Here is a 14,951-nt window from a genome sequence, read left to right on the forward strand (position 1 = left end):
TAAATATGGCAGAAACAAATCTTTACATTGTACGACATGGTAAAACGATGTTCAATACATTAGCGCGTGTACAAGGCTGGTGTGACACTCCGCTGACCCAAAGCGGCCGCGACGGTATCCACTACGTCGGACTTGGATTACAAGACACTAAGTTTGAAGAAGCCTATTCAAGTGATTCCGGACGGGCGATTGAAACCATGCGAATTCTCTTAGGGGAACATCCAGACGGTAAAGATATCCCTTACCATGTCGATCCAAGAATTCGCGAATGGTGTTTTGGTTCTTTAGAAGGTGCTTATGATGCAGAAATGTGGGGCGTCCTGCCTCGTGTGTTGAATTTTAAAACTGAAGATGATTTATTTGCGACCGATGTCAGCTTTGAAGAGATCGCAAATGCAGTTGAAGGAGCCGATACAGCAAACTGGGCAGAGCCTTACGAAAAATTACGGGATCGCGTCTGGAACGGCTTTGAAGATATCGCCCAACAACGTGAAAAACAAGGTGGCGGAAATGTCTTAATCGTTTCTCACGGTTTAACGATTGCTTTCTTACTAAGCTTGATCGATTCAAAACAACCTGTTCGGGCAAATCTGTTAAATGGTAGTATCAATCGCCTGCGTTACGAAAATGGCGAGTTTTCGATCCGTGCAATCAATGATATTAGTTACATGGAACGTGGGAAAAAGATTTCTGATCAAATTGACGCGTAACCTTAAGAGGTTGAAGCAGAAGTGTCAACTTCAAGAAATTGCTCCTCAGATTTTTTGAAATTTTGGCTTATTTCCGAAGAAGCTACTTCTGTCAAACTGTTTATACGTGAAGAAGAGCGGTGACAAAATTTTTGTCACCGCTCTTCTTTCTGAATAAATGGTGTTCCAGTAGTAGTTTGTTGCTTGACGATGAACACTTCTATCACGGTTTCTTTAAAAAAGCTTAGTTTTTTTTCGATGGTTTTTTGATTAGCGAAACGGTATACTATTTTATGTTACTAATCTGAAAGGACGTATAGTATGCTTATTGCTAATATTTTTAAAGCCATTATTCTTGGTATCGTCGAAGGGATCACGGAATGGCTACCGATTTCTTCTACCGGCCATTTGATCTTAGCCGACGAATTCATCAAAATGAACATGAGTCCCGCCTTCACCGAAATGTTTAACGTCGTGATTCAATTAGGAGCGATTTTGGCGGTCGTCGTTTTATACTTCAGCAAGCTGAATCCCTTCGCTCCCAGCAAGTCTTCAGCCGAAAAGAAGGATACTTGGACATTATGGTTCAAGGTCATCATCGCCTGTCTTCCGGCAGCTATAATTGGTATTCCAGCTGATGACTTCTTAGACGCGCATTTCCATAAGTTTTTACCTGTGGCAATTATGTTGATTGTTTACGGGATTGCGTTTATCGTTGTTGAAAAACAAAACAAACATAAACAGCCAAAAGTCACCACCTTAAACGACTTCACTTACAAAGCGGCTTTGATTGTAGGGGCGTTTCAATTATTATCATTGATCCCCGGAACTTCTCGTTCTGGTGCAACGATTTTAGGAGCGATTATTATTGGCAGCTCTCGTTTTGTGGCAACGGAATTCTCTTTCTTCTTAGGTATTCCCGTCATGTTTGGCGCCAGTGGTTTGAAGATTTTCAAATTTATTTCTCACGGAAATTCATTTGGCTCTTCTGAGACTATCGTATTATTAGTCGGTATGATCACTGCTTTCGTCGTCTCTATTATCGCTATCAAATTCTTATTGGATTATATTAAACGAAATGATTTTACTGCCTTTGGCTGGTATCGAATTATTCTCGGCATCATCTTAATTGGCTACTGGCTGATCGCTATGTAAGACCTGCATTTTTGTAGGTCTTTTCTTTTTTGCCATTTTTCGAACCAATTGATAATTATTATAAAATAATTCATCTTTTGTTATTCCGTCATCTCCTTGAATCGGCTGACTTTCCTTTTACCAACTACTAATGATAGTCATTCTCAAGTATAATTGATAATTACTTTCGTTCTCAATTGGCTGATTTCATTATCATTTGAACAATTGACTGTGATACTATGAGGGTGAAAGGAGGAAAAGTTATGAATACTAAAGAACGAAATGCTTTTCTCTCTACTTTGTTTTGCCTAGTCTTTTTAATCAGTGGTAAGATGCTGATGGCCTTTGCCTATCCCTTCTTTCCGCTTGTCTTTATTTTAGCCATCATTAGCGGCGGGTGGAAACAAACTTTTGAAGGAATCTCAGAATTAATCCATGAAAAAACCTTAAATGTCGATTTATTGATGGCCTTAGCAGCGATCGGCGCTTGTTTAATTGGTAATTGGTTTGAAGGCGCGATGTTGACATTTATCTTTTGTCTCAGCGGTGCCTTGGAAGAATATGCGACTAACAAAAGTACGAAAGAGATTACCGCTCTAATGAACGTGGCGCCAAAAGAAGCATTAAAAGTTGTCGCCGGCGAACACATTACGGTTCCAGTTGAGGCATTAAAACTGCATGATCATGTATTCGTTCCTAAAGGCACAGCCGTACCGATCGATGGGAAGATGTTAGCAACTTCTTCGATTGATGAAGCGGCAATCACCGGTGAAGCGGTGCCCGTCGAAAAAAATCCCGGCGATGAAGTTTTTGGCGGTACGATCAACGTTGGACAAGCTTTTACTCTAGCAGTAACAAAAACAAGCAACGACACGCTATTTTCACAAATTTTACGGCTAGTGGAAAATGCCCAAAAGGAACAAAGCGCAACTGCGACTTTCATCGAAAAAATCGAAAATGGTTATGTTAAAATCGTTTTAATTGCCGTTCCATTGATGATCTTCGCAACTCATTTCTTACTTGGCTGGAGTTTTACTGAAAGTTTCTATCGCGGGATGGTACTCCTTGTCGTTGCCTCTCCTTGTGCCCTAGTCGCCTCTGCGACGCCTGCAACATTAGCCGCGATCTCCAATGGCGCGAAGCATGGGATTCTTTTTAAGTCGGGTAAAACACTAGAAAAATTAGCGGATCTGCAGGCAATCTCTTTTGATAAGACAGGAACGTTGACACAAGGGAAGCCGCGTGTCACTAATTATAAAATTTTTTCAGCTGATCCTCTCATTCCGAGAATCCTCTATTCGATGGAACGCCAATCGACTCATCCATTAGCAATCGCCATTGCCAAGTTTTTCGAAAAGGAAGAGAGCTTGGATCTCCAAGTGGAAGAAAAAGCCGGTATGGGATTAGAAACAGTTTATTTTGACCAGACTTGGCGCTTAGGAAAGCCTACGGAAAAACAAATGCAACAACCTTTAATCACTCTATGGCATAACGAAGGTAAAACAGTCGTTGCACTTACCCACGATGAAAAATTAGTTGCCTTAATCGCTTTAATGGATCTGCCTAAGCCTTTTACGAAAGAAATCATTGCCTACTTTGATAATCAAGCAGTTCAAACGGTGATGCTGACTGGCGATAATCACGGAGCTGCCAGCTTTGCGGCTCAACAGCTGGGGTTGAATGCTTTTCATAGCGGTCTACTTCCTGCGGATAAGACGGCGCTAGTCAAACAACAGCAAGAAAGTTATCCAGTCAACGCGATGGTAGGTGATGGAATCAATGATGCCCCTGCTCTTGCGACCGCCAGTATTGGAATTGCGATGGGTGAAGGAACCGATGTGGCGATGGAAGTTTCCGATATGGTTTTAATGAAGAATGACTTGACGAAATTGATGTACAGTCATCGACTGGCCAAAAAAATGAAGCGTATCGTACGACAAAATATTCTGTTTTCACTCAGCGTGATCCTTCTTTTGATTGCCAGCAACTTCCTTCAATTTCTAACCTTACCGCTTGGAGTCATCGGACATGAAGGCAGCACTATTTTAGTCATCTTGAATGGACTGAGAATGCTGATACCATTGAAGGAGCTAACTCACAACAAAGCAGAAAAGTGCACAGCCTGTCCCCTTTATCAAGCCGCCAGCTAATTTTTTAGCAAGAATGCCTTTATCAAACTGTAAATTTTCTGTTAAGGAAAAAAACTTGTCACGATTTTATTGCATTGGAAACTTCCTTTATGTATAATGAGTAATGTTGAATTGTACGGCTATAACCGTATAAGACTAAATCCGGAGGTGAAATCCATGCCAAACATTGAATCTGCAATCAAACGTGTCCGCACTAGCGAAGCTGCTAACGCTAAAAACTCATCACAAATGAGCGCAATGCGTACAACCGTTAAGAAATTTGAAGAAGCTGCTGCTGCAGGTGCTGAAAATATGAACGACTTATATAAAGAAGCTGCTAAAGCTATCGATATGGCTGAATCAAAAGGTTTGATCCACAAAAACAAAGCAAACCGTGATAAAGCACGTCTTGCTAAAAAATTAGCAAAATAATAAAAACCGATCATTTGATCGGTTTTTTTATTTATACTTAAAAAAGCCGCCGAATTTTAGTTAATAAAATTCGGCGGCTTTACTGCTTATTTTGTTAACTCGCTATAATTTTTAGAGCGTTCTTCCATATCTTCTACTGTTTGATTCAACATTTCTTCAACGATTTCATCGTTCTTCTTGATATTATGCAAAGCAGAGAAGCGTGTTTGCCCTTCAAGGAAATCATTCATCTTACTGAAATCAGCTTTTTTAAAGTCGATCCGCATTGGCTCTTTGCCTTTTTGAGCCCGAACTGGATCAAAACGATAAAGCTGCCAATAGCCAGATTCTACGGCTTCTTTAGACTCTTTGATTGATTTACTCATGCCGCCGCGAAGACCATGATTAATACAAGGCGTGTAACCGATAATGATGGATGGTCCTGGGTAAGCTTCAGCTTCTTGAATCGCCTTCAATGCCTGGGTCGGATTTGCTTCAATCGCTACCTGTGCCACATAAACATCACGATAGGTCATCGCAATCATGCCTAAATCTTTTTTCTTCGTCTTCTTCCCGCCCGCCGCAAATTTTGCGATTGCAGCAGAAGGAGTTGCTTTAGACATCTGTCCACCAGTGTTGGCATAAACCTCATTGTCCATGACTAAAATATTAACATCCTCACCAGAAGCCAGTACGTGATCAATTCCACTAAAGCCGATGTCATATGCCCAACCGTCACCACCGATGATCCATTGGCTCGGTTTTACGAACATATCCTTGTCCGCTAAAATCGACTGCAGCTCTTCATTCGTTTCACCACTTAACGTTGCTTTCAGCTTAGCCGCTCGTTGTTGACTGCCTTCGCCTTCTTGCATATGGTCTAACCAATCTTGTAATTGAGCCTTGGTGTCCTCGGACCCTACTCCTTTGGCCAAGACTGTTTTGACTTTATTGGCTACTCGATTTCGTTTGGTCATATTCGCCACGTGCATCCCTAAACCATATTCAGCGTTGTCCTCAAAGAGTGAGTTACTCCAAGCGGGACCACAGCCATTTTGATTGACGGTATAGGGTGCAGCTGGAGACGAGCCGCCCCAAATAGAAGAACAACCGGTCGTATTCGCAATCATCATGCGATCGCCATAAAGCTGGGTTAAAAGTTTAACATAGGGTGTTTCACCACAGCCCGCACAAGCACCGGAAAATTCAAGCAACGGTTGCTCAAACTGTGACCCTAAGACTGAGAATTTTTTTGCAGGATTTTCTTTTTGGCGTAACGTCATGGCAAAAGCCCAGTTGATCGCCTGCTCTTTTTGATCCTCGTAAGACTTCATGACTAACGCTTTTTCTTTAGCTGGACACACTTCGGCACAAAGTCCACATCCGGTACAATCTTCTAAAGAAACTTGAATACGATATTTCAAGCCGCTTTTGCCCTTCATATCGCGAGTAATAAAGCCTGCTGGTGCAGCTTCCAACTCTTCGTCATCTGCTAAGAATGGACGAATCGCCGCGTGGGGACAAACAAAGGCGCATTCATTACACATCGTACAAGCCTCAGGAATCCATTCAGGCACTTCTAAAGCGATCCCCCGCTTCTCATATGCCGCCGTGCCAGAAGGCATTACACCGCCTAACATGCCGTTTTCAATCAAGTCGTTGACTGAGAGCTGATTGCCTTCTTGACGATTGATTGGTTCTAAAATATTACGGATATAGGCTGGCTTGTTCATATCCGTTTCTTTGATCTGCTCCTTGACTTCAAGCGTGGCCCATTCCGCTGGGATCTCGATTTTTTTCAACTCGGCAACAGTTAAATCAATCGCTTGCCAGTTTCGTTCCACGATAGTTCGCGACTTTTTACCATAAGCAGCATCAACTTCCCCCTTAAGTAATGGCAGATAGGTATCGTGGTCCATGATATCGGTCAACTCAAAGAAAGCTGTTGACATGACTTGATTGATTCGTCCGCCTAAACCGGTCTTTTGAGCGATTTCCATTGCGTTAATAATATAGAAATTAATCTGATGCTCTGCTAAATAGCGTTTGATCCGACTTGGCAATAATTGCCGGACCTTCTCTTCATCCCAAACGGTATTCAGTAAGAAGGTGCCGCCATCTTTCAGCCCCTTCACCAAATCATATTGATGGATATAGGCACTGTTATGACAGCCGACAAAATCCGCCGCCTCCACGTTATAAGTCGAAAGAATCGGTTCTTTCCCAAAACGTAAATGAGAATTTGTCAATCCACCCGATTTTTTGGAATCGTAAGAGAAATAGGCTTGAGCATAATAATCGGTGTTGTTCCCGATAATCTTGATGGCTTGTTTATTGGCTCCCACCGTTCCATCAGATCCAAGTCCCCAAAATTTCGCTTGGAAGGTTGATTCTGGTGTTAAATCAAGGACATCATTCATTGGTAAGGACAAGTGCGTGACATCATCATTGATCCCAATCGTAAAGCGTTGCTTCATCTCATTGATCGGTAATAATAAATGATCAAAGACTCCAACGATTTGATCTGGTGTCACATCTTTTGAAGCGATTCCATAACGCCCACCGATCACGATTGGACGATTGGAATGACGATATAAGACACTTTGCACATCTAATAATAGTGGTTCACCGTCTGATCCAGGTTCTTTGGTCCGGTCTAAGACAGCGACTTTCTCAACAGTTGTTGGCAACTTCGCCAATAGGTTTTCTGCCGGGAATGGACGATACAAATGAATGTCGATAAAACCGACTTTGCGCCCATTCGCATTTAAATAATCGACCGTTTGCTGGATCGTTGGCGATGCTGAACCCATCGCGACGATGACTTCCGTTGCTTCCGGATCCCCATAATAATTTGTCAAATCATAATCAGTGCCTCGCAGATCATTGATCTTATTCATGTATTTTTGAACGATCGCAGGCATTTCATCGTAGTAACGATTAACTGTTTCTCTTTGTTGGAAATGGATATCAGGATTTTGTGCCGTCCCAGAAACATTTGGACGATTCGGATTCATCCCTAATCGTCTGAATTCTGCTAGGGCTTCCCAGTTCACCATCGCCTTCAAATCTTCATAATCAAGTACTTCAATTTTTTGCAACTCATGACTAGTTCTAAAGCCATCAAAGAAATTCATAAAGGGTAACTTGCCTTCGATACTCGCTAAGTGAGCCACGGCGGATAGATCCATGACTTCTTGAACGCCACCTTCAGCCAACATACAAAATCCTGTTTGACGAGCAGCCATTACGTCACTATGATCGCCAAAAATACTCAACGCGTTGGTAGAGACCGCGCGCGCAGCTACATGAAAGACCGTCGGTAATAATTCGCCTGCAATCTTAAACATATTCGGAATCATCAATAATAATCCCTGTGAAGCGGTATACGTGGTTGTTAAGACACCTGTTTTTAATGATCCGTGCACGGTTCCGGCGGCCCCAGCTTCTGACTGCATCTCGACGACTTTGACCGTTTCGTTGAAAATATTTTTACGTCCTTGCTCTGCCCATTCATCAACAACTTCCGCCATCGTTGAACTAGGAGTGATGGGATAGATTCCGGCAACCTCGGTGAAGGCGTAAGAAATATGAGCTGCCGCGGTATTTCCATCCATCGTTTTCATCGTTTTCATCATTTGCACCTCGCTTAAACCAATTGCTCCTGCTTTGTTTTTTGAATATATTGATCGATTTCGTTTGCTGCTATTTTACCGGCCCCCATTGCTAAGATAACTGTCGCCGCTCCGGTAACGATATCTCCGCCTGCAAAAACGCCTGGGATCGATGTCCCACAAGTTTCTTCATCTGCGTCGATATAACCCCATTTGTTCAAAGCTAACTCTGGGAAAGTATCTAATAAAACTTTGTTCGCACCTTGACCGATTGCTTCGATCGCGGTATCTGCTTCAATAATAAATTCACTACCGGAAATCACGATCGGCCGGCGACGTCCAGATTCATCGGGTTCGCCTAATTCCATTTGCACACATTTCACCGCAGTCAAACGACCATTGCCGTCATCCATATACTCGATCGGGTTACTCAACCAATGATAATTGATCCCTTCTTCTACTGAATGATGATACTCTTCCTCACGGGCTGGCAATTCCTCTAATGAGCGGCGATAAACGATCGAAACATTGTCCGCCCCTAATCGTTTGGCGGATCTAGCTGCATCCATCGCAACGTTCCCGCCACCGATAACCACGACATTTTTTGACTTTTGGACCGGCGTATCGTATTCAGGAAATTGATAGCCATGCATCAAGTTGACCCGCGTCAAATATTCGCTAGAAGAATAGACCCCATTCAATGAGGTTCCTTTGATTCCTTGAAATCTTGGCGCCCCTGCTCCAACAGAGAGGTAGCAAGCGTCAAATTCATCGATAATTTCATCCATAGTGATGGTTTTACCAACGACTACATTTGTTTCTAATTTGACTCCTTGAGCGATAATTCGATCGATTTCTTTTTTAACGATATTTTTTGGCAAGCGGAATTCTGGAATGCCGTAAGTCAAAACGCCCCCTGGTGAATGCAAAGCTTCGTAAATCGTCACATCATAGCCTAATTTAGCCAAATCACCAGCGGTAGTTAGCCCAGACGGACCTGAACCAATTACTGCGACCCGACCTTTATCTTGCGTAACTTCTTGCACTTCATAAGGCTGATCTAAAGCCCAATCGGCTACCAAGCGTTCCAATTTCCCGATTGCTACTGGTTCAAACTTCTTAGAGCGGCCTAATCGGCAAACCATCTCGCACTGCTTTTCTTGCGGACAGACTCGACCGCAGATCGCCGGCAAGTTGGTATAACGGCTTAACACTTCATAGGCTTGCGGCATATCACCGTCTGCGATTGATTGGATAAAGCCTGGAATATCGATCATGACTGGGCAATTATCAATACAGGGCGCATTTTTACACTGCAAACAGCGACTTGCTTCCAGCTGTCCTTCTTCCAGCGTGTAACCCAACGCCACTTCATCGAAGTTATGATTGCGAATCTCAGGTGCCTGCTCTTTCATCGGTGTCTTAGTATAACTGCGTTTAGCCATTGGCGTTCACCTGCTTTTCATATCTTTCATTAGAGAGCTGTTCTTCAGGTCGATATTGCTGCATCCGATTGACAAATTCATCCCAGTCAACTTCTTCGCCTAAAAATTCAGGACCATCCACACAAGCAAACTTAATCGAATCCGCCACTGTTACTCGGCAGCCGCCACACATACCGGTGCCGTCAATCATAATCGGATTCAAAGAAACATAGATCGGCGTATCGTATTTTTGTGCGGTAAGTGTACAGAACTTCATCATGATACTAGGGCCGATCGCCCAAGTCATTGCGACTTCTTCTCGCTTGAAAACTGCCTCCATCGCATCCGTCACTAATCCTTTTTGCCCAACTGATCCGTCGTCGGTCATTAAGATTAATTCGTCTGAATAGTTGGCACAATCTTCTTGCAAGATCAGTAATTCCGCATTTTTCGCTCCCAAGACGGTCACAACGCGGTTACCCGCCTCTTTCAGCGCCTTAACGATTGGGAATAGCGCGGCGATGCCAACACCTCCACCAACCAAGAGAACCGTCCCATAATTTTCGATGTCGGTCGCCTTACCCAGAGGGCCGACAATGTCGCTTAATGCTTCGCCTGCCATGACGGTGGCAAGCTGTGCAGTCGATTTGCCGATCACTTGAAAGATCAACCGAACCCAGCCAGCTTCTGCATCCGTATCAACGACTGTTAATGGAATCCGTTCGCCGTATTCATCGATTCGCAGAATGACAAATTGCCCAGCCTTTGCCTTCTTGGCGATCCTGGGTGCATCGACTAGAATCTCAAATTCCGTAGGTGCCAATTCTTTTCGCTCTAATACCTTAAACAAATCTTCACCTCATTTTTTCGTAAGAACTTATTTTGCAGCTTCGATCAACGTTTTAACGAAAGCTTTCAAGACTTCTTCGTCATCATCATCCGCTTCATTTTCGATCTTCACTGTTTCAGCTGCTTTTGTCGCACCTGTTTTAGCGAAGGCTTCTTCAAAAGCAACCGCAGCGTGACAGAAGTAATCCGGATATAATTCACTATCACCGCTACCTACAACGCCGTAGACTTTGCCAGCTAAATCTTCATCGGGTAATTCTTCATGTAAATCTTCTAAATCAAAAGGCAATTCCCCATCGCCATCTGTATACGTCGCCAATACACAGATATCCGCATCTTCGTAAAAATCAGCATCAGCATCATCTGCTTCTACTCGCTCTACGGTAATATCGTTGGCTTCAAAAGCATCCTCCAAAATCTCAGAAATGCCCTCAGTATTTCCTGTGTTTGATGCGTAAACAATTTTTGCTAGTGTCATTTTCTTCATCCTTCCTTTAATTGAAATGGTATAAATAAAGACAAAATAGACAAATAATGGTCAGGTAGCTCAAAAATTCTTTATCTATTCTGCTTATTTCAAATGAAATATTCTACAAAAAAGCGCTTTACTTTTTGCACTCCTTTGTTATATCATACCTCAAAAATGTGAATTATTAAACATAGATAAGGCTTTTTAATTTCAATTTTTTTAATTCAGAAAAATATATCTTTTATTCGATTAAAGTTTTTTTACTAGCGTAAAAAAACTAGCAAAGACCGGAATTTTTCCCCCGTGTCCCTACTAGTTTTAATTAATGAATTATTTTTTGATTTGCTCGGTAGATTTTAGAATAAATAATTGAAAATTTAATTCTTTATCTGCTTGACCGGTTTTGACTTCGTAATCATTTTCTACCAAATCATCATACATCGAGACTAATAGATTCAATGGAAATTTGGCTACCTGCTGCATCGCCAGCTTTACCCGATACGGATGAATCCCTAATGTTTCCGCGATGTTGGCTTGCTGATAACCAATCTTTTGTAAAATTTTGGTTTGTAGCAGCAGACGAATCTGCCCAATTAGAATGGCGGTCAATTTGATTGTTTCTTCCCCTTGAAGATGGAGTTCTTCGTAGGTTTGATACGCTTTAGCAGTATCTCCTTTTAAAATCTGCTCGGTTAATTCAAAAATATTATGCTCCAACGTTTTCGGGACGAGGTCCTCTACTAATTGTAAGGTTATCGTTCCACCAGCACCGGCTAAGAGCAATAATTTTTCTACCTCGTTCATCGCCTTTGATAGATCATAATCTGTCAAACGCAAAAATAGATCGAAGGCTTCCCTTGAAATTTTGATATTTTCATTACTGATATACCGCTGTAAAAAGTTACGCAGCTCTTTTTCTTGTAAAGGCGCCGCATCGATCACCGTCGTCTTCTTCAAAGCTTTAGTAATCTTTTTACGAGCATCTAGCTTGCTGTAACTGGCCCAAAAAACTACGACTGATGTCTCTAAGGGTTGTTTTAGATAATCCAACAACGCATCCGTATCCTGTTCTGGCGTATTGGTTTTCTTTTCGCCAGTTAAAAAATAAGGATTCTCCACGAAGATCAAGCGATAGTCACCAAAAAACGGCAACGTTTCAGCCTCGTCAATCACCGCTCCTAGCCCACTCTCTTCCATATCAAAGGACATAAAATTTAATTCTTCTAGATTATCCCGCTTCATGCGATCAAAAAAAGCTTGTCGGACTTCCTGTGTCAGAAAATCTTCGGTACCAGTAACCAAGTATATCGGAGCTAGCGGTGCATTTCTGATTTGCTGGAGGGCCTCTTGTGTATTCATTTAAGTACTCCTATCTAAAGTTAAAAAAAATCTATTTTTATTCGTTCTCATATACTCAGTGATTCGATTTTCAAAAGTTCCCTTTAAAAAATTTGAATGAATCATGTGATCTAAAACCTGCTTTTCCATGCTACCACGATTATTCTGGAAAATCTATTAGTTGTTTAATTTCCCCGCGCTTGGTTATTCCTGACCATTGGTAATAGATCATGCCGTTTTGATCGGTGCGAAAAATTTTGATGTTCTGCTCTCTTAATTTACTGATTGTTTCCGCAGTCGGATGACCGTAGCGGTTCTTTTTTCCAGCGGAAATAATGCCGTATTCCGGCGCTAATGCAGATAGAAAAGCTAGACTTGTCGACGTATTACTACCGTGATGCCCAACCTTCAAAAAATCAGTTTTCAAACGGGGATAATGTTCTAGTAATTTTTGTTCTCCGGTCGTTTCTAAATCTCCAGTCAATAAAAATTTTTGCTGATTGACTTGAAAATAAGTGACAATGGAATCGTCATTCGCTCCTTGACTGACCGTTGGTGATAGCACGTGTAATTTCAACTGTTCGCCGATAATATCCCCACGAGTGACTAAATGAATCTTGGTTTGTTTGACTTTTGTTAAAAATACACGTAATTCCATTTGTGAGCCCTTGGCTAAATAGAGATTTTTTATTTTTATTTCATCCAGGACATGACTTAATTCACCCATATGATCCGCATCATTATGAGTAATGATCAAGTGATCAACCTGGTCACAGCCTAATGATTTCAACAAGGGTAGCAGCTGATAGTCAGAACTATGTTTTTGCTTTCGCCTCTGCCATGCCGCTTGTTGAAACGTCAGACGACCTCCTGTGTCAATCAAAAATGTTTCTTGTTTGAAGGGCAGTTTGATGAAAATGCTGTCCCCTTGACCAACATCCACAAAAGCCACCAGCCCTTTTTCCGAGTGAGCAATGGAAACCACCAATAGACTGGCGACTAAAAATGGCCCATAGAGTTTCTTGTCGGCCTTTATTCGATCAAAACTGATTAAAACCAATCCTATTAACACTAATAATAGCAGAAAAGTTGGTTTTCCGATGGTCAAATTAGGGATCAAGAGCAGCTCTAGCACTTTTTCGACTAGTTGAAATAAGAATGCTACCAACTGACTCAAAAAGCTCGGCAGCGGAATAAAACTACCAATAAATAGCACCACGCAGCAAGGTAGGATCACCCACTCAAAAAGCGGGAATAATAATAAAGTAAACAAACCGCCCACGATTGCCCATTCACTGAAGCTATATATCAATAATGGCAAGGAACACAGCGAAAAAAGCAGACTGTGCTGCCAAGCTTTCAATTTAAGATCCGATAGATAAAGTAGAATTAGCGCAAAGTAAAGGCTCAATTGTGCGCCTATCGACCACAAAACTAATGGAAAGCAAAACACCAATCCCAACAGCATAATACTCCATTGATCCAGTTTAGAAAGTGCTAACTGTAACGTTAGACAGCAAAAAGCAATCAAGAAACTCATCACTGCTCTGATCGTGCTAAAGCTTCCACCTGTCAAAAGGATCAATAGCCCACCGCTGATACTTAAAAGCACAAGTCGGGTCTCTCGAATCAAACCCAGGCGCTTCAATACTAGATGAATACCGCCTAAATAAAACTGAATATGTAACCCGGATAGCGTAAATAAATGCAACAGCCCGATTTCCCGATAAAGTGAGCCATATTCATCGAATTCTGAATCTTTGTAGCCAATCACTAACGCTTTTATATAGCTGGCTAGACGAGGCGGATATTTAGAGTCAATTGCTATGATTAAATGTTGACGAAGATTTTTCAAATGAAAACCTGTTTGTTTCCTTAAACTAATCGAATCCGCCAATAAAAGTTGACTGATCCCTAAACTTTGATAATAGTGTCGTTGATTGAAGCCATTCAAATTTCGTGCCGGTTCAAAATTTTGCGTTTCGCCACTAAGTAGAACCTGATCCACGATATTAGGCCCCTGCCACTGTTCTTTTTCAGCTTCTGAAGTCAGCGTATAATAAACCAAATAGGTTTTCCCGCTCAATTTTCCTTTCAGCGTCAAAAAATTTCCGTCAATCGTCAGAGAATCTGCTTCAACTTGCATGACTTGTTGAACGATTTTTTCTTGTGGTGCCTCCAAGGCCGCGACATAAAAATAGGTTCGGACCACTACAAAAAAACTGCACAATAAAACCAAAAGCAACAGCTTGCGGTTTTTCATGCAGCAGATTCGAATGATCAAAAGACTCAATAGCACCAGCAGCCAACCATTAAATTGGTAGACAAAACTGGCTGTTATAATCGCAGCTAGGATCGGTAGGATCAAATAGTTTTTCAGCTGTTTTATTTTTTAGGAGATGTGGCAGCATCTTCTCCTAATTGTAATTTCGTAAAATACTTACTTTCCAAATGGACTTGATGAGCACTAGCTCCGACTTGATCAATCAATTCGATCGCGTAAGGATCATTACGATAGTCCTTTAAATAATGAATCTTTTTGATGCCGGCTTGCAATAAGGCTTTAGTACAAGCCAAGCACGGAAAATGAGTCACATAAACCTCTGCTTGATCCGTCGGAATACCTAACTTCGCACATTGTAAAAGAGCGTTCATCTCAGCATGAATTGTCCGCAGACAGTGACCATCAACCACATAACAGCCTTCGTCCATACAGTGGACATCGCCGCTGACCGAACCATTATAGCCACCCGCGATGATTCGTTTATCTCGTACGATCGTCGCTCCTACTTCCAGTCGTGTACAAGTACTTCTCAATGACAATAAAACGGCTTGCGCCATAAAATACTGATCCCAAGGGATTCTTTCGTTCGTCAAATTGTTCGCCCTCTCTT

At 41.9% G+C, this 14,951-nt stretch carries 11 protein-coding genes; 4 read left to right on the forward strand and 7 right to left on the reverse strand.

Annotated elements, in window-relative coordinates; genetic code table 11:
- Positions 1 to 5 precede the first annotated feature (5 nt).
- From RV00_RS04535 to rpsT, 4 genes are all read left to right on the forward strand, one after another.
- The gene (locus RV00_RS04535) at positions 6 to 710 is read left to right on the forward strand and encodes a histidine phosphatase family protein (RefSeq protein ID WP_071861413.1); all 705 of its coding nucleotides are present in this window, start codon (positions 6 to 8) and stop codon (positions 708 to 710) included.
- A gap of 300 nt (positions 711 to 1,010) precedes the next feature.
- Positions 1,011 to 1,844 (forward strand): undecaprenyl-diphosphate phosphatase, encoded by an 834-nt coding sequence (locus RV00_RS04540; protein WP_071861414.1) that lies wholly within the window; start codon positions 1,011 to 1,013, stop codon positions 1,842 to 1,844.
- A 242-nt stretch (positions 1,845 to 2,086) separates the two neighbouring features.
- The gene (locus tag RV00_RS04545; RefSeq protein WP_071861415.1) at positions 2,087 to 3,973 is read left to right on the forward strand and encodes a heavy metal translocating P-type ATPase; all 1,887 of its coding nucleotides are present in this window, start codon (positions 2,087 to 2,089) and stop codon (positions 3,971 to 3,973) included.
- 156 nt (positions 3,974 to 4,129) lie between these two features.
- On the forward strand, positions 4,130 to 4,384 hold the full coding sequence (rpsT, locus tag RV00_RS04550; protein WP_010744899.1) for a 30S ribosomal protein S20: 255 nt from the start codon (positions 4,130 to 4,132) through the stop codon (positions 4,382 to 4,384).
- Between the two features lie 86 nt (positions 4,385 to 4,470).
- Here the strand turns inward: rpsT and nifJ are convergent, their stop codons facing one another.
- From nifJ to RV00_RS04585, 7 genes are all read right to left on the reverse strand, one after another.
- Positions 4,471 to 8,001, reverse strand: coding sequence for a pyruvate:ferredoxin (flavodoxin) oxidoreductase (gene nifJ / locus RV00_RS04555; protein ID WP_211272368.1), 3,531 nt, complete (start codon positions 7,999 to 8,001; stop codon positions 4,471 to 4,473).
- 11 nt (positions 8,002 to 8,012) lie between these two features.
- A complete protein-coding gene (gltA, locus tag RV00_RS04560) occupies positions 8,013 to 9,422 on the reverse strand; it encodes an NADPH-dependent glutamate synthase (RefSeq protein ID WP_071861417.1) in 1,410 nt (469 codons plus the stop codon).
- A complete protein-coding gene (locus tag RV00_RS04565) occupies positions 9,415 to 10,251 on the reverse strand; it encodes a sulfide/dihydroorotate dehydrogenase-like FAD/NAD-binding protein (protein WP_071861418.1) in 837 nt (278 codons plus the stop codon). Before RV00_RS04565 ends, gltA begins: the two co-directional genes overlap by 8 nt.
- 27 nt (positions 10,252 to 10,278) lie before the next feature.
- Positions 10,279 to 10,728 carry a flavodoxin gene (locus RV00_RS04570; RefSeq protein WP_071861419.1) on the reverse strand — a complete coding sequence of 150 codons (450 nt, stop codon included), beginning with the start codon at positions 10,726 to 10,728 and terminating at the stop codon, positions 10,279 to 10,281.
- 321 nt (positions 10,729 to 11,049) lie between these two features.
- Positions 11,050 to 12,078, reverse strand: coding sequence for a DNA polymerase III subunit delta (holA, locus tag RV00_RS04575; protein ID WP_071861420.1), 1,029 nt, complete (start codon positions 12,076 to 12,078; stop codon positions 11,050 to 11,052).
- Positions 12,079 to 12,217: 139 nt separating this feature from the next.
- Positions 12,218 to 14,425 (reverse strand): DNA internalization-related competence protein ComEC/Rec2, encoded by a 2,208-nt coding sequence (locus RV00_RS04580; RefSeq protein WP_071861421.1) that lies wholly within the window; start codon positions 14,423 to 14,425, stop codon positions 12,218 to 12,220.
- 17 nt (positions 14,426 to 14,442) lie between these two features.
- Positions 14,443 to 14,934: a ComE operon protein 2 gene (locus tag RV00_RS04585; RefSeq protein ID WP_071861422.1), complete on the reverse strand. Its 492-nt coding sequence runs from the start codon at positions 14,932 to 14,934 to the stop codon at positions 14,443 to 14,445.
- Between the last annotated feature and the right edge of the window lie 17 nt (positions 14,935 to 14,951).

The organism is Enterococcus devriesei (assembly GCF_001885905.1).
Classification (GTDB): Bacteria; Bacillota; Bacilli; order Lactobacillales; family Enterococcaceae; genus Enterococcus_A; species Enterococcus_A devriesei.